The organism is Micromonospora sp. NPDC005220, assembly GCF_040607895.1.
GTDB lineage: Bacteria > Actinomycetota > Actinomycetes > Mycobacteriales > Micromonosporaceae > Micromonospora.
In genome coordinates this window covers 33,863-48,556 of record NZ_JBEXHP010000008.1, presented here as the reverse complement: position 1 = coordinate 48,556, position 14,694 = coordinate 33,863, and the positions used below count along the sequence as shown (strand labels likewise).

General features: G+C 72.9%; 15 protein-coding genes. 12 read left to right on the top strand and 3 right to left on the bottom strand.

The annotated features are described in order from the left end of the window. The first annotated feature begins 34 nt into the window (after nt 1–34). The 7 genes from ssd (at nt 35) to ABZU52_RS05720 (ending at nt 5,289) form a co-directional block, all read left to right on the top strand. Nucleotides 35–1,138 carry a septum site-determining protein Ssd gene (ssd, locus tag ABZU52_RS05750; protein ID WP_354969912.1) on the top strand — a complete coding sequence of 368 codons (1,104 nt, stop codon included), beginning with the start codon at nt 35–37 and terminating at the stop codon, nt 1,136–1,138. Then, nucleotides 1,135–2,346, top strand: coding sequence for a TadA family conjugal transfer-associated ATPase (locus ABZU52_RS05745; protein ID WP_354969911.1), 1,212 nt, complete (start codon nt 1,135–1,137; stop codon nt 2,344–2,346). Before ssd ends, ABZU52_RS05745 begins: the two co-directional genes overlap by 4 nt. Next, nucleotides 2,343–3,434: a hypothetical protein gene (locus ABZU52_RS05740; RefSeq protein WP_354969910.1), complete on the top strand. Its 1,092-nt coding sequence runs from the start codon at nt 2,343–2,345 to the stop codon at nt 3,432–3,434. Before ABZU52_RS05745 ends, ABZU52_RS05740 begins: the two co-directional genes overlap by 4 nt. A 197-nt stretch (nt 3,435–3,631) precedes the next feature. After that, entirely contained in the window at nt 3,632–4,234 is a 603-nt protein-coding gene (locus ABZU52_RS05735) for a type II secretion system F family protein (protein WP_354969978.1), read from the top strand. A gap of 22 nt (nt 4,235–4,256) precedes the next feature. After that, nucleotides 4,257–4,424: a DUF4244 domain-containing protein gene (locus tag ABZU52_RS05730; protein ID WP_081883916.1), complete on the top strand. Its 168-nt coding sequence runs from the start codon at nt 4,257–4,259 to the stop codon at nt 4,422–4,424. Between the two features lie 125 nt (nt 4,425–4,549). Next, nucleotides 4,550–4,867, top strand: coding sequence for a TadE family type IV pilus minor pilin (locus ABZU52_RS05725; RefSeq protein ID WP_354969977.1), 318 nt, complete (start codon nt 4,550–4,552; stop codon nt 4,865–4,867). Nucleotides 4,868–4,935: 68 nt separating this feature from the next. Then, nucleotides 4,936–5,289: an Rv3654c family TadE-like protein gene (locus ABZU52_RS05720; protein ID WP_354969976.1), complete on the top strand. Its 354-nt coding sequence runs from the start codon at nt 4,936–4,938 to the stop codon at nt 5,287–5,289. Nucleotides 5,290–5,937: 648 nt separating this feature from the next. On the opposite strand, the gene ABZU52_RS05715 is transcribed toward ABZU52_RS05720, so the two are convergent. From ABZU52_RS05715 to ABZU52_RS05705, 3 genes are all read right to left on the bottom strand, one after another. Further along, nucleotides 5,938–6,516, bottom strand: coding sequence for a hypothetical protein (locus tag ABZU52_RS05715; protein WP_354969909.1), 579 nt, complete (start codon nt 6,514–6,516; stop codon nt 5,938–5,940). Between the two features lie 165 nt (nt 6,517–6,681). After that, nucleotides 6,682–6,891 (bottom strand): hypothetical protein, encoded by a 210-nt coding sequence (locus ABZU52_RS05710; protein WP_030334221.1) that lies wholly within the window; start codon nt 6,889–6,891, stop codon nt 6,682–6,684. A gap of 99 nt (nt 6,892–6,990) precedes the next feature. Continuing rightward, nucleotides 6,991–9,549, bottom strand: coding sequence for a DEAD/DEAH box helicase (locus ABZU52_RS05705; RefSeq protein ID WP_354969908.1), 2,559 nt, complete (start codon nt 9,547–9,549; stop codon nt 6,991–6,993). A gap of 140 nt (nt 9,550–9,689) precedes the next feature. On the opposite strand from ABZU52_RS05705, the gene ABZU52_RS05700 reads away from it, so the two are divergent. The 5 genes from ABZU52_RS05700 (at nt 9,690) to ABZU52_RS05680 (ending at nt 14,522) form a co-directional block, all read left to right on the top strand. After that, a complete protein-coding gene (locus ABZU52_RS05700) occupies nt 9,690–10,046 on the top strand; it encodes an STAS domain-containing protein (protein ID WP_354969907.1) in 357 nt (118 codons plus the stop codon). After that, on the top strand, nt 10,043–10,480 hold the full coding sequence (locus ABZU52_RS05695) for an ATP-binding protein (RefSeq protein ID WP_030334228.1): 438 nt from the start codon (nt 10,043–10,045) through the stop codon (nt 10,478–10,480). Before ABZU52_RS05700 ends, ABZU52_RS05695 begins: the two co-directional genes overlap by 4 nt. 316 nt (nt 10,481–10,796) lie before the next feature. Then, complete coding sequence (locus tag ABZU52_RS05690) at nt 10,797–13,157, top strand: sodium-translocating pyrophosphatase (protein WP_354969906.1); 2,361 nt, start codon at nt 10,797–10,799, stop codon at nt 13,155–13,157. A 103-nt stretch (nt 13,158–13,260) separates the two neighbouring features. Further along, nucleotides 13,261–13,800 (top strand): hypothetical protein, encoded by a 540-nt coding sequence (locus tag ABZU52_RS05685; RefSeq protein WP_354969905.1) that lies wholly within the window; start codon nt 13,261–13,263, stop codon nt 13,798–13,800. A 125-nt stretch (nt 13,801–13,925) separates the two neighbouring features. After that, the gene (locus ABZU52_RS05680) at nt 13,926–14,522 is read left to right on the top strand and encodes a hypothetical protein (RefSeq protein WP_354969975.1); all 597 of its coding nucleotides are present in this window, start codon (nt 13,926–13,928) and stop codon (nt 14,520–14,522) included. The last annotated feature ends 172 nt before the right edge of the window (nt 14,523–14,694 follow it).

The window sequence follows — 14,694 nt, the reverse complement described above, 5'->3', positions numbered from 1 at the left end:
GCGGCATACCAGAGCCCGACCGCTGGAGGCCGCGATGCCACCCCGTACCACGGTTCCGCCGATCCGCCGTCTCCCACTGGTCGTCACCGGCGACGACGATCTGCTCGACGATGTGCTCCGGCTCGCCGCCGTCGGCGGGACCGAGGTGGAGCTCGCCCGCGACCCGGCGGCTGCCCGTACCCGTTGGCTTCCCGCGCCCCTTGTGCTGCTCGGCGCGGATCAGGCACAGGCGTGTCTGCGCGCCCGGTTGCCGCAGCGGCCCCGGCTGGTGCTGGTCGGCCGGGCTGGTCAGCTCGACCCGGGCTGGCAGATCGCCGAGCTGATCGGGGCCGAACACGTCGCCACGCTGCCAGCCGCGGAGCCCTGGCTGGTGGATCGATTCGCCGAGCACGACCCAGATCGTCCGGCCGGCGTCGGCGCCCGGGTCGTCGCCGTCCTCGGTGGTCGGGGCGGTGCGGGCGCGAGTGTGCTCGCCGGTGGTCTCGCGGTGACCGCCGCTCGGGCGCGGCTGCGCACTCTCCTGGTCGACGCCGACCCGCTCGGTGGTGGCCTCGATCTCGTGCTGGGCTGGGAGCAGTTGGAAGGCCTGCGCTGGCCGGCGCTCACCGGTGCCGACGGGCGGGTGGACGCCCCGGCGCTGGTGCAGGCCCTGCCCAGCCGTGGTGATCTCGTGGTGCTCTCCTGGGATCGCGGCGAGATGCTGGCGTTGCCGGCGGCGGCGATGGCGGCGACCGTCGACGCGGCCCGCCGGGGGCGGGACTTCGTCGTGATCGACCTGCCCCGACAGTTGGACGACGCGGCCGTGGTGGCGTTGCAAGCCGCCGACCAGGCGTTCGTCGTCGTGCCGGCCGAGTTGCGTGCCACTGCTGCGGCCACCCGGGTGGTGGCCGCAGCCGCCCCGCACTGCGCCGCGCTCTCGGTGGTGGTGCGCGGGCCCGCCCCGGGCCGGCTACGGGCGACCGAGGTGGCCCGCGCGCTGGGTCTCCCCCTGGCCGGCACGCTGCGCCCCGAGCCCGGGCTCTGCCGTGGGCTGGAACGGGGTGAGGCGCCGGCCGCCGGGGGGAAGGGCCCACTGGCCGCACTCTGCCAACGGATCGTCACCGAGCTGACCGGCGTGCCGGCCACGGGTGCGGCATGACCGCCGGGCCGGAGGACGGCACGCTCGCCGCCCGGGTACGGCAGCGGATCGCCGCCGCCACCACCCCGGTCAACGCGGCGGCGATCGTCTCCGCGGTACGGGCCGAGCCCACCGCCGCCGTGCTCGGTGACACGGCCATGCTGCGGATCGCCGACCGGGTGCGCGACGATCTCGTCGGCGCCGGGCCGTTGGCGCCGCTGCTCGCCGACCCGGAGGTCACCGACGTCCTCGTCAACGGCGCTCGGGTCTGGGTCGACCGCGGATCGGGGCTGCACCAGGTCGCCGTTCCGGTGGGCTCGGTGGAGGACGTCCGCCGGTTGGCGCAGCGGCTGATCGCCAGCGCGGGGCGGCGGCTCGACGACGGCTCCCCGTACGCGGACGCGCGGCTTCCCGACGGCACCCGACTGCATGCCGTGCTGCCGCCGGTGGCGACCGAAGGTCCCTACCTGTCCTTGCGAACCTTCCGGCACCGGCCGTTCACCCTCGACGAGTTGGTGCGCCAGGGGACGGTGCCGCGACCGCTGGCGCCACTGCTCGCCGCCGTCGTCGCGGCCCGGCTGGCGTACCTGGTGACCGGGGGCACCGGCTCGGGCAAGACCACCCTACTCAACACCCTGCTGGGGATGGTGCCAGCCACCGAACGGATCGTGCTGGTGGAGGACGCCGCCGAGCTGCGTCCGGGGCATCCGCACGTGGTGGGGCTCCAGGCGCGTACCGCCAATGTGGAGGGCACCGGCGTGGTGAGTCTGGCGGACCTGGTCCGACAGGCGTTGCGGATGCGCCCGGACCGGCTGGTGGTCGGGGAGTGCCGGGGCGGTGAGGTGGTCGATCTGCTGGCCGCGCTCAACACCGGCCATGACGGGGGCGCCGGCACGCTGCACGCCAACACACCGTCGGACGTGCCGGCCCGTCTGGAGGCCCTGGGCATGTTGGGTGGGCTGCCTCGGGCCGCACTGCACGCCCAGGTGGCCGCCGCGTTGCAGGTGTTGTTCCAGGTGCGACGCGGCGATCGGGGTCGCGTCCTGGAGTCGGTCTGCCTGCTGCTGCCCGAGGGGCCCGAACGGATGGTGACCGTGGTGCCCGCCTGGGTGCGCGGCAGTGGGCTCGGGCTTGCCGCCCGCGCCCTCGGGGCGCTGCTGCGGGAACGGGGGGTGGCGGTGCCGCCCATCCTCAGCGAGCCGTGGCCCGGATCGGCGGGCCCGGCATGAGCGGCGAGACGACGCTGGTGGCCGCGCTGCTCCTGATCGCTGCTGCCCTGGTGGCGTGGCCGGTGCACAGCGTTCGGGCCCGTCGACGTCGCGTGCTGGCACCGGGACGGAGCGGCGGCGGGGTTGATCCGGATGACGCTCTGGTGCAGTGGATCAGGGAACTCGGTCGCACGCCGGACGGGCCGGCCGACGGCACCGGTGCCGCCCCGACCTCGGGCCATCCGGTCGGCATCGCTCATGAGCCAGCTAACACCGCGGGTTCCACCGGAAGTCGGACGGCGCTCGGCTGGCCCGACCGGGACGTCACCCGCAGCCCGCGGTGGCCGGGAGCGGCAGGCGGGTTCACGCGTCCGGCGGGCCCGACCCACCCGCCGGCCCGTCGTGATCCCCGACGCCCGGCCGGCACCGCCGAGCCGACCCAGGCCACCACGATGCTCGCTGCGGCACAACGACCTGACCCGACGGCGGTCAGGCGAATGTCGCTATCGACGAGCCGCGTGCTGCCGCTGGTCGGTCTGCTCGGCGGCGGCGTGGGTGCCGTGGTCGCGGGTCCGGTGGCCGCGGTCGCGATGGCCGGGTACGGCACGCTGGCCGTGCGAGGCGTGCTGCGGTGGCGCGTGAACCGGAGCGCCGAGCGGGACCGACGACGTGGGCTGGACCAACTCTGCGGTCTCGCGGCGGACCTGCGGGCCGGCCTGCCCGTCCCACAAGCGCTCGAGGTTGCGGCCGTCGAGCCTGACGGGGCAGGCCGCCTACGTCAGCTGACCTCGGCGGCGGTGCGGTTGGCCGACCGGACCGGCGCGCCGCTGGCAGAGCTCGTCGAGCGGATCGAGGCGGACGCCCGGGCGACCGATCGGGGCCTGGCCGCAGCGGCAGCCCAGGCGGCCGGTGCCCGGGCCACCGCCTGGCTGCTGGCGGCGCTGCCGATCGGCGGCATCGGGCTGGGGTACGGCATCGGTGTCGACCCGATGGCGGTGCTCCTGCACAGCACAGTCGGCGGCGCCTGCGCGGTTGTCGCGGTCGCCCTGCAGGTCGTGGGCCTTCTCTGGGCGGAACGGCTGGGCGCGACACCGGGGCGGGCAGGATGACGGCCCGGAGTCCAGCCGGCCAGCCCAGCTCAGCCGGCCAGCCCAGCTCAGCCGGCCAGCCCAGCTCAGCCGGCCAGCCCAGCTCAGCCGGCCAGCCCAGCTCAGCAGGCCAGCCCAGCTCAGCAGGCCAGCCCAGCTCAGCCGGTCAGCCCAGCTCGGCGAGCCACGGCGGCTCAGCGAGCCACGGCGGCTCGACCATTCGGTGGCGGCCGGATGCGATCCGGCTGGTGGCGGTGCTGGGTGGGCTTGCCCTGGCCATCGTCGTCGGGGGCTGGCTCGGGCTGCTCGGCGCTCTCCCTGTCGCCTTACTGCTCGATGTCCTGCTGCGGCGGATCGAGTCGCCCGCTGTTCGTAGGCGGCGGCAGCAGGAGGCCGCCGACCTGCCGCTCGCCGCAGACCTCCTGGCCGCGGCGATGCGGGCGGGCGCCCCGGTGGATCGCTCGGTGCTGGCCGTCGCCGAGGCGCTGCACGGGCCGCTCGCCGGCCGGTTGGCCCGGGTCGGCCGCACGCTGCTGCTCGGCGGTGGTCCGGCGGAGGCATGGTCCGGGCTGGACGGGGTGCCCGGCGCGGAGCGCCTGACCGCGGCGGCGTTGCGCTCGGCCAACAGCGGTGCTGCCCTCGCCGGCGCGCTGACCCGGCTCGCCGACGACCTGCGTGCCGACCGGGCCACCGCTGCCGAGGCGTCGGCCCGCCGGGCGGGTGTGCTCATCGTCCTGCCGCTGGGGCTCTGCTTCCTGCCGGCGTTCATTCTCGCCGGCTTGGTGCCGGTGATCGTCGCCGTTCTCGGCGACGTGCTCTGACCCATCGAGAAGGGAAACAGTCATGCGCAAACTCATCGCTCGCCTGCGCGGCGATGCCGGAATGAACACGGCCGAGTACGCCGTCGGCACGCTCGCCGCAGTCGCCTTCGCCGGGATCCTGTTGAAGGTGCTGACCTCCGGGAATGTCCAGTCGGCGTTGACCGCCGTCATCGACCGGGCACTGAAGTGATCGAGCGCCGGCGGGCCGGCCGCGGTTCAGGGCCGAGCGTCTTCGGGCGGGCGGCACGCGGCGGGCGGAGATCACGCGTCCCCGTAACGGCTGCTGGCGGGGACCGTGGGTCCTTCACCGCCGAACTGGCGGCCGGCCTGCCGGCGCTGCTTCTGCTCCTGCTGGCCGGCCTGAGCGCCGTCAACGCGGTCAGCGCACAGGCGGGCTGCCTGCACGCGGCCCGGGAAGCGGCGCTCGCCGCCGCCCGAGGCGCGGACGGCAGCGCGGAGGGTGGTCGTGCGGCGCCGCCGGGGGCAGCGGTGTCGGTGTCCGTCGACGGCGACCGGGTGCAGGCGACGGTGCGGGCACCCGTCCGGACGCTGGGCGGACGACTACCGCGAATCACCGTGGTCGCCACCGCCGTCGCCGCCGTGGAACCGGGCGCTCACGAGGGGAGTTGGTAGTGCGACCAACTGGCGATCCGGCGCACCGTTGCGGCGGCGAACCGGCTGCCGGACGGCTCGTTGATGATCTGCGGCCGGACCCACAGCGAGGTGGCGCGACGATCCTGCTGCTGGCGATGGGGCTCGTCCTTGTGGTGTTCGGGACGTTCGGCGCCGCCATCGTCGCCGCCGGAATGGCGAGTCAGCGGGCGGCGGTAGCAGCCGACCTCGGCGCGCTGGCCGGGGCAGCCCGGGCGCTCGACGGCGACGTTGCGGCTTGCGCGTCCGCGTCCGACCTCGCCGGTCGCAACGGTGGCCGGCTGGTCAGCTGTCACCTCGATGGGCTGGACGTGCTGGTAACGGTCGAGGTGGCGTTCACGGCACTACCCGGCCTGACCCGGGTGGCCGCGGCGAGCGCCCGTGCTGGCCCGGTGCGCGGTTGACCCTCGCGGCTGAGCCTGCACAGGCGGCTCTGCTCGCCGTCAGCTTGCGGTGCACGGCGCTGGCGCTGGTGGCGCGCTTCGGTCCAGCGGCGGGCACGGTCAGAGCAGAGGACGTGCTGTGGGTTCCCGCCCTGACTCCGCGTCCCGGCCCCGGCGCAGGTGGGGGTCCGCCGCGCGGCTGAGGGAGCCTCGGTGGATGGAGGAGCCTGGGCGGATGGAGGAGCCAGGGTTGCTGAAGGAGCCAGGGCTGACCTGGGGTTGGTGGACGCTGTGGAGCTGAATCGTTTACGACATCAGGCGTGATGCGTTTACGACATCAGCTCCAAAGGGGAAGCGAATCTCGTCGGGGGTCGAGTCGCCAACGGCCTGCCGCCCAAAAGCCAGCCTGCCGGGCGGGAGCTACCGGCCCAGCGGCCTGCCGGCCGGAAGTCACCGGCCCAACGGCCTGCCGACCGGGAGCCGCGGTGCCGGCGGCGTGCCGGCCGGAAGTCGCGGTGGCGGCGCCTGCCGGCCGGGACTGGTCGAGGTCTCCAGGTCCCGGCCGGTAGCCAAGGAAGGTCTCCAGGCCCCGGCCGACAGCCGAGGACTGGGTGGGCGCGACGGCGACCGTTGAGGGTCACCGCGGCGCCCTGGTCCGGGCCGGGTGGGTCAGCGGGCCTGGAGCGCGTCGAGGGCGACGGCCATCGCGATGACCAGGCGGCGGTCGATCTGCGGGTTCTGCACCTCGACGATGTACTTGTCGCGCAGGCCCCACTTCTTGACCACGGTGAAGACCGGCTGGCCGCCCGCGGTGAAGTCGAAGTGGTACGGCAGCCAGGACAGCGAGTCGACGAATCGACGCAGCAGTGCCACCGGCATGCTCCGCTCCTGGCCGGTCACCTGCGGCAGGCCGGACTGCTCGACATGCCAGGTGGACCGCAGCAGCGATTGGGCGAAGTCCTTGCGGAACAGACCGATCGGGTTGCCGGCCGCGTCGGTGACGTCGTAGGTGGCGCCGAGGTCGATGCGCTGGCGGGCCTTGAAACCGAGCAGCGGCTGCTGCTTGGAGTCATCCGTGTAGATGGTCACCTGCTCCTTGAAAGCGAGGCGCTTCTGCTGCGCGAACGCGAGCAGCTCACCCTCGGAGCCGTCCGGGGCGACCGCCCGGACCTCGTACTGGTTGACCATCATGCGCAGTCGCTGGCGGATGTGGAACTGGTGCTGGCCCTGCAAGTTGTCGAGCTGCATGTGCACTCCTCCGGGGGTTGGTGCGCCGGAGTCTCGCACAGCCCGACGACCGTCGCGCCCTCTGCGTCCATGATCAGTAGCTGCTGGGTAGCCGTCGCGCCCGTTGGACGACTACCCAGCCCGGAGTGGTCACTGGTGCCCTTGCAGGGATCACCCCGGGGGACCTCAGCGACTGTCGACGGAGGTCGCGGCGCGCAGCGCCCAGGTGTTGAGCACCTGGTGGATGCCGCGCAGCCGCTCGTTGATCTGTTCCAGCCGTTCCGCCTGGGCCAGGGCGGCGAGTGCCGACCCCAGCGCGATCTGCTGGTCGAGGGTGAGATTGTCCTGGTCGATGGTGTAGAGCAGGTCGACGGTTTCGGCGATGGTGTCGGCCACAGCTTCTCCTCGGGCACGGGGGGCGATCAGCTACATAGGCATCGATGGAAGCGCTCCCACATCATTGTGCCCCGTGCCATGCGGATTCATGCAAGGTGCTCAGTCCGGCAGGTTCGTCAGCACCACGTCGAGCACCCGGATCGCGTCCGGTTTGGAGAGGGGGTTGTTGCCGTTGCCGCATTTCGGTGACTGCACGCAGGATGGGCATCCGGTCTCGCAGCCGCACTCCGCGATCGCGTCCCGGGTGGCCCGCAGCCACGCCGCCGCCGTCCCGTACGCCCGCTCGGCGAACCCGGCGCCCCCCGGATGCCCGTCGTAGACGAAGACCGTCGGCGCCTCGGTGTCCGGGTGCAGAGCGGTGGAGAGCCCGCCGATGTCCCACCGGTCACAGGTGGCCATCAGCGGCAGCAGGCCGATCGCGGCGTGTTCGGCGGCGTGCAGCGCACCCGGCACATCGGCCGGCTGGACCCCGGCGAGGGCCAGCGACCGCGGTGACAGGGTGAACCAGACCGCCACCGTGCGCAGCTCCCGGGTGGGCAGGTCGAGCGGTCGGGTGTCGATCACCTCACCGGTGGCGATCCGCCGCCGCTGGTACGACACCACCTGGCTGGTCACGTCCACCTCGCCGAGGAACATGCCGACCGGCCCGGCGTCCACGTACGAGCGCACCGACACCACGGACAGGTCGGTGACGTCGCGGGCGTGGGTGGACCAGTCCGGCTCCTCGGCGTGCACCAGCGCGCAACCGTCGGCGAGGTCGAGCTGGTCGACCACGTACGAGACGCCCTGGTGCAGGTAGACCGCGCCGGGGTGCAGCAGGAAGTGCGAGGAGCCGCCGTCGACAGTGCCGAGCAGCCGGCCGGTCGACGACTCCACCACGGCGACCGGAGCGCCACCCTCGCCGCGCAGGTCCACCTCGGGCCGCTCCCGGTGCCGCCAGTACCAACCGGTGGGCCGTTGCCGCAGCGCCCCCGCCGCGACCAGCTCGCCGACCGCCTCCTTCGCCCCTTCACCGAAGAGCGCCAGGTCGGCCGGGGTGAGCGGCGCCTCCACCGCGGCGCAGGCGAGCTGCGGTGCCAGCACGTACGGGTTGGCCGGGTCGAGCACCGTCGCCTCCACCGGCGCGCCGAAGATCGCCTCCGGGTGGTGCACCAGGTAGGTGTCCAGCGGGTCGTCCCGGGCCACCAGCACCGCGAGGGCCTCCTGCCCGGAGCGCCCGGCGCGGCCCGCCTGCTGCCACAGCGACGCCCGGGTGCCCGGGTAGCCGCAGATCAGCACCGCGTCGAGCCCGACCAGATCCACGCCCAGCTCCAGCGCGTTGGTCGAGGCCAGGCCGAGCAGGTCGCCGTGCAGCAGGGCCCGTTCCAGCTCGCGCCGCTCCTCCCGCAGGTAGCCGCCCCGGTAGGCGGCCACCCGGCCGCCGAGCCCCGGCACCGCGTCGTCCAGGGCTCGACGCGCGTTGGCGGCCACCACCTCGGCGCCCTTGCGGGAGCGGACGAACGCGAGCGTGCGTACCCCCTCGGCGACCGTGTCGGCGAGCAGGTCCGCGGTCTCGCGCAGCGCCGACCGGCGGACCTGCCGGAGGTCGTCGTGACCACCGTCCGCCTGCGACGGCGCTGAGGGTGAGGAACCCTGCGACGGCGCTGAGGGTGAGGAACCCTGCGACGGCGCTGAGGGTGAAGAACCCTGCGACGGCAGTGAGTCGGAGGCGTCGTGCGGCGGTGCGGAGGGAGACGAGCCGCGCGGGAGCGCCGGGGGAAAGGCCGAGCCCGAGTCGGGTGGCAGCAGCGGCGGCTCCCAGAGTGCGAAGGTCACCCCGCCACGGGGAGAGGCGTCCTCGGTGACCGCTGTCACCGGTAGGCCGGTCAGCCGCCCGGCCGTGGTGGCCGGGTCGCCGGAGGTCGCCGAGGCGAGCACGAACACCGGGGTGGCCCCGAACCTGGCGCACTGCCGGCGCAGCCGACGCAGCACGTGCGCGACGTGCGAGCCGAACACGCCCCGGTAGGTGTGGCACTCGTCGATCACCACGTACGCGAGTCGGCGCAGGAAGCCGGACCACTGGGCGTGCCCGGGCAGGATGCCGTGGTGCAGCATGTCCGGGTTGGTCAGCACGAACCGGGAGTGCCGGCGGATCCACTCCCGCTCGGCGCGCGGAGTGTCCCCGTCGTAGCAGGCGGGGCGTACCCCCTCCAGCTCCAGCGCGGCGACGGCGCGCACCTGGTCCGCGGCGAGTGCCTTGGTCGGCGCCAGGTAGAGCACTGTGGCCCGGGGGTCGGCGAGCAGGGTGGCCAGGGCCGGCAGTTGGTATGCCAGTGACTTGCCGGACGCGGTGCCGGTGGCGACGACCACGTGCTGGCCCTCGTACGCCAGGTTGGCCGCCTCGGCCTGGTGCTGCCAGGGCGCGACCACGCCGCGTCGGGTGAACGCCGCGCGCAGCTCCGCCGGTGCCCACGACGGCCATGGCGCGGGCACCCCGGCGCGGGCCGGCACCCGCTCGACGTGGGTGACCGGGTCGGCGGCGCCCCGGGCGCGTAGCCGGCGCAGCAGGTCGGCCGGCGCTGGCCCGGGGCCGGGACCAGCGGATACGGTGGCCGCGGACGACGACTCCAGGTCGTCGCGCGGTGCGTGGCGCGCGAAGCTGAAGTCGTTGGAGGTCACGCCCTGCACTCTCGCACTGGTGTTCGGAGATGAAAAGTCGGACACCCGGGTAAGGGGAAGCCTCCGCTGGCGTCCGCAGGCCGCCCAGGCGGTAGTGGTTAGATGCCCACGAGAGTTTACGGCTCTGGCGAGGAGGACCGATGGAGCTGTCACTGGCGACCCGCACCGTGGGCGAGCACACGGTGCTCGAGGTCGGTGGTGAGGTGGACGTCTACACCGCGCCCCGGCTCCGGGAACGGCTCCTCGAACTGATCGACGGTGGGGCTCGGCACGTGGTGGTCGACCTGGGTCGGGTGGATTTCCTCGACTCCACCGGGCTGGGCGTGCTGGTCGGCGCGCTCAAGCGGCTCCGTTCGGCCGGCGGTTCGTTCGCCCTGGTCATTGACAAGGAGCCGCTGCTCAAGATCTTCCGGATCACCGCGCTGGACCAGGTGTTTCCGCTGCACTCGACGGTCGACGCGGCGATCAGCGCCGACTCGGCGGGCGCCGGCGCGTGATGGCGACAGTCAAGCTCTCGTTCTCGCCCGCCCCGGTGCATGTGCGCACCGCCCGCCTGGTCGGCGTCGCCGTCGCCCGCCGCGCCGGGGTGCGGGAGGACCTGCTGGACGAGGTGCGTCTGGCCATCGGTGAGGCGTGCACCCGCGCGGTGGCCCTGCACCGGCAGTACGGCCTGGCCGACCCGGTGCTGGTGGAGATGTCCGACGGCGGCTCGTACGCGGTGCGGGTGGTGGACCGGGCGCCGATCGAGGCGGGTATCGGTCTGACCGCGCTGCCGCCGGACGAGCTGGCCAACGAGTCGCTCACCGACGAGGCGCTGACCACCGGTGTCGGCTTCGCCCTGCTCGCCGGCTTCGTCGAGGACCTTCAGGTGCGCCCGGTCGACGAGGGCATCGGCACCGAGGTTCGGATGGTGTGGCCGGTCGGCCGCTGATCAGTTCCGCTGGACAGGCCGCGTTCCCTACTGGGGATGCGGCCTTCTTTGCATGGATCGGGCCCTATATCAGATTTCGTTTCATAACACAGCGACGAAGATCATCGCGACACGGTGCCACCTGGGTGTGACCTCCAACACTGCGGAGGGCTACAGTACCCGGGTTGTCAGCAAGTGACCTAACCCGCAGCCAGCGGGTATGGGTGTTCATCGCTGGTCCGCTGGTGGGTTGGCGCGCGCTTGCGAGTCCGCATCCAGGCGTCGGTCAGTGCGTCTCCACTCACCGGCGCGATTGTTCGGTAACAGGAGGACACAGATGTCCGAGACCTTGGCCGCCGACGGCGGCGGGCTTTCCCTTACCGGAAGCAATGTCACCTACGTCGTCATCGCCGCGGTTGTCGCGTTGGTGGCGCTCGGTTTCGCTGCCGCCCTGACAAGAACGGTGCTGGCCGCTGGTAAGGGCACCGAGAAAATGCAGGAGATCTCGGGGGCGGTCCAGGAGGGCGCCTCGGCCTACCTGCTTCGCCAATTCCGTACCCTCGCGATCTTCGTCGTCATCGCCGTCGTGCTGCTCTTCCTGCTTCCGGTACATGACACCGATGGCAGTGAGCTCGCGGTGAAGATCGGCCGCTCACTCTTCTTCGTGGTGGGCGCCCTGTTCAGCGCGTTCATCGGTGGCGCTGGCATGTGGCTGGCCACCCGAGCCAACCTGCGGGTGGCTGCCGCCGCGAGAGAGCGGGTAGGCGGCCGCGAGGCGGCCATGAAGATCGCTTTCCGGACCGGCGGCGTGGTCGGCTTCTTCACCGTCGGCCTCGGCCTCTTCGGTGCGGCGCTTGTCGTCCTCGTCTACCGGGGTGACGCGCCCACCGTGCTGGAGGGCTTCGGCTTCGGCGCCGCGCTGCTCGCGATGTTCATGCGGGTCGGCGGCGGCATCTTCACCAAGGCCGCCGACGTCGGCGCCGACCTGGTCGGCAAGGTCGAGCAGGGCATCCCCGAGGATGACCCGCGCAACGCCGCCACCATCGCCGACAACGTGGGCGACAACGTCGGTGACTGCGCCGGCATGGCCGCCGACCTGTTCGAGTCGTACGCGGTGACGCTGGTCGCCGCGCTGATCCTCGGCCGGGCCGCGTTCGGCGAAGAGGGCCTGGTCTTCCCGCTGATCATCTCCACCATCGGTGTGCTGATCGCGATCGTCGGCGTCTTCATCACCCGGCTGCGCGCGTCCGACCGCAACGCCCTGACCGCGATCAACCGGGCCTTCTACCTGTCGGCGGTGCTCTCCGCCGTGCTGGTGGCGATCGCCGCCTACGCGTACCTCCCGGCGACCTTCGGCGAGTTCGACAGCGGTCTCACCGACGCGCCCGGCAACCCCCGGCTGGTCGCCATCGGCGCGGTGGTCATCGGCATCGTGCTGGCCGCCGCGATCCAGGCGCTGACCGGCTACTTCACCGAGACCAACCGGCGCCCGGTGCAGGACATCGGCAAGAGCTCGCAGACCGGTGCGGCCACCGTGATCCTGGCCGGCATCAGCATCGGCCTGGAGTCGGCGGTCTACTCGGCGCTGCTGATCGGCGCCGGCGTCTTCGGCGCCTTCCTCCTCGGCGGCAGCTCGATCACGCTGTCGCTGTTCGCCGTGGCGCTGGCCGGCACCGGCCTGCTCACCACGGTCGGCGTGATCGTCGCGATGGACACCTTCGGGCCGATCTCCGACAACGCCCAGGGCATCGCCGAGATGTCCGGTGACCTCGACGAGCACGGCGCTCGCACGCTCACCGAGCTGGACGCCGTCGGCAACACCACCAAGGCGATCACCAAGGGCATCGCGATCGCCACCGCGGTGCTCGCCGCGACCGCGCTGTTCGGCTCGTACACCGACTCGCTCCGCAGCGCGTACGCGACGGCTGGCGTGGGCGACGTCGGGACGGAGATCCTCAACTCGCTGAACGTGGCGAACCCGCGCAACCTGGTCGGCCTGATCATCGGCGCGGCGGTGGTCTTCCTCTTCTCCGGGCTGGCCATCAACGCGGTTTCCCGGTCGGCCGGTGCCGTGGTGATGGAGGTCCGCCGGCAGTTCCGTGAGCTGCCCGGCATCATGGACGGCACCCAGCGCCCGGAGTACGGCAAGGTCGTCGACATCTGCACCCGGGACGCGCAGCGCGAGCTGATGACCCCCGGCCTGCTCGCCATCCTGGCGCCGATCGCGGTCGGCTTCGGCCTCGGGCCCGGCGCGCTGGCGGCGTACCTGGCCGGGGCGATCGGTGCCGGCACCCTGATGGCGGTCTTCCTGTCCAACTCCGGTGGGGCCTGGGACAACGCCAAGAAGCTGGTCGAGGACGGCGCGTACGGCGGCAAGGGCTCCGAGTCGCACGCCGCCACGGTCATCGGCGACACCGTCGGCGACCCGTTCAAGGACACCGCAGGCCCGGCGATCAACCCGCTGATCAAGGTGATGAACCTGGTCTCGCTGCTGATCGCCCCGGCCGTGGTGGCCTGGAGCGTCGGCGACGACCGCAACGTCGGCCTGCGGGTGACCATCGCGCTGGTCGCGACGGCGATCATCGTGGCGTCGGTGGTGTTCAGCAAGCGCAAGGGCATCGCGATGTCCGACTCCGACGCCGATGGCAACACCGGCGCCGGCAGCACCGATCACCGCCCGGAGACGGTCAACGCCTGACCCGGGAACGGCCCCGGGTCCCCGGTCGACGTGCCGCGTCGACCGGGGACCCCGGCCGTCCGGCCCGCTGCCACACCTGGCCAAAGGCCGTACGCTGCAACGCATGCGTACGTGCCGGGCGTCTGCCGCCGGAAAGCTCACGGTGGTCCTGGCCACGATCGTCGTCCTGGCCGGCTGCGGCGGGGGCCCCAGCCCGCGGGCCTGGGCGGCGTCGGTCTGCGGCGCGCTCACCCCGTGGCGCTCCGAGATCAGCAAGCTGACCAGCAGTACCGACGAGCAGATGACCGCGCAGACCACGCCGGCGCAGGCCAAGGAGAACCTGGTGCGGCTCTTCGATGGGGCGGAGCAGGCCAGCGAGGCCGCGCGCTACAAGGTGGAGAAGGCGGGCATCCCGGAGACCGACAACGGGGAGGCCATCTCCGCGGGTTTCCGCAGTTCGCTGGGGAAGATGCGGGACGCGTACGGCCGCGCCCGGGACACCATCGACGGCCTGGGCACCGGTGAGCCGACCGTCTTCTACGACGGCGTGCGGGCCGCCGTGGAGACCCTCAACAAGGAGTACGACGCCAGCGCGCTGGACACCAGCAAGCTCAACTCCGAGGAGTTGAAACAGGCGTTCGACGAGGTGCCGGAGTGTCGCTGAGCGGGCTCGGTGACACCGAGAGGACAGAGCCGCCCCCGGCGCTGTTCCCCGCGCCCGAGTCCGACACGCCCACCCCCGGGCGACGCCGCGGCGGCGCGCCGCAGCAGGGGGCGTCGCAGAACGGCTTGACCCCGGGTGACGACGCGGGCCGGCAACTTGTCTTCTTCGGCGCGGATGCCGCCGAACCGAGCGTCGCTGACCTGGCCGGGCTGCTCGCCGGGCCCGGCGAGGTGGTCCGGATGGGCGGCACCGCCCGTCTGTCGGTGCAGGTGGACGCCGCCTGGCGGGTGCACGTGCTCGTCGCCGAACTGGCGTCGCGCGGGCTGGCGGCGAGCTGGGAGCCGACCGAGGACGAGCGACACGCCGTTCGTACGTCGTACACCCGCGTGTTGAAGCCGCTCGCGGCGGCCTGGCTGCACGGTACGACGAAACGCCCGCCGGCCGCCTTCCACCTGACTGGCCGGCGGTTGCGGTTGTGGCTCGCCGCCGCCGGGACGCCGGAGCCTCCGGACGGCTTCCTGTTGCGGCTCGGCGCCGACGACCAGGAGTGTTGGGAGTCGATCGGCGACGCGCTCGCCGCGGCCGGGCTGGCTGGGGCGCTGCTCGGCCCGGGTTCGGGTGGCCCGGCGTACCGGATCACCGGCCGCCGCCGGTTGGCCCGGCTCGCCGAGTTGGTCGGCGGCCCGCCGCGTGCGGCGCCAGCCGGAGCCTGGCCAACCTGACCCCCACCCCTCGGCGCGTCGATCACTCTCCGCCGCGTCGATCATGCAGTTGTGGTGGGGGACAGACTGCTTGCCCGGGGTGAAAACGCCCACCATAAGTCCTTGATCGACCCGTTTGAAGGGGGGCTGGGCGGGTGGGTGGGCAGCGGCGGGCGGGTGTCTGGTGTTGGAC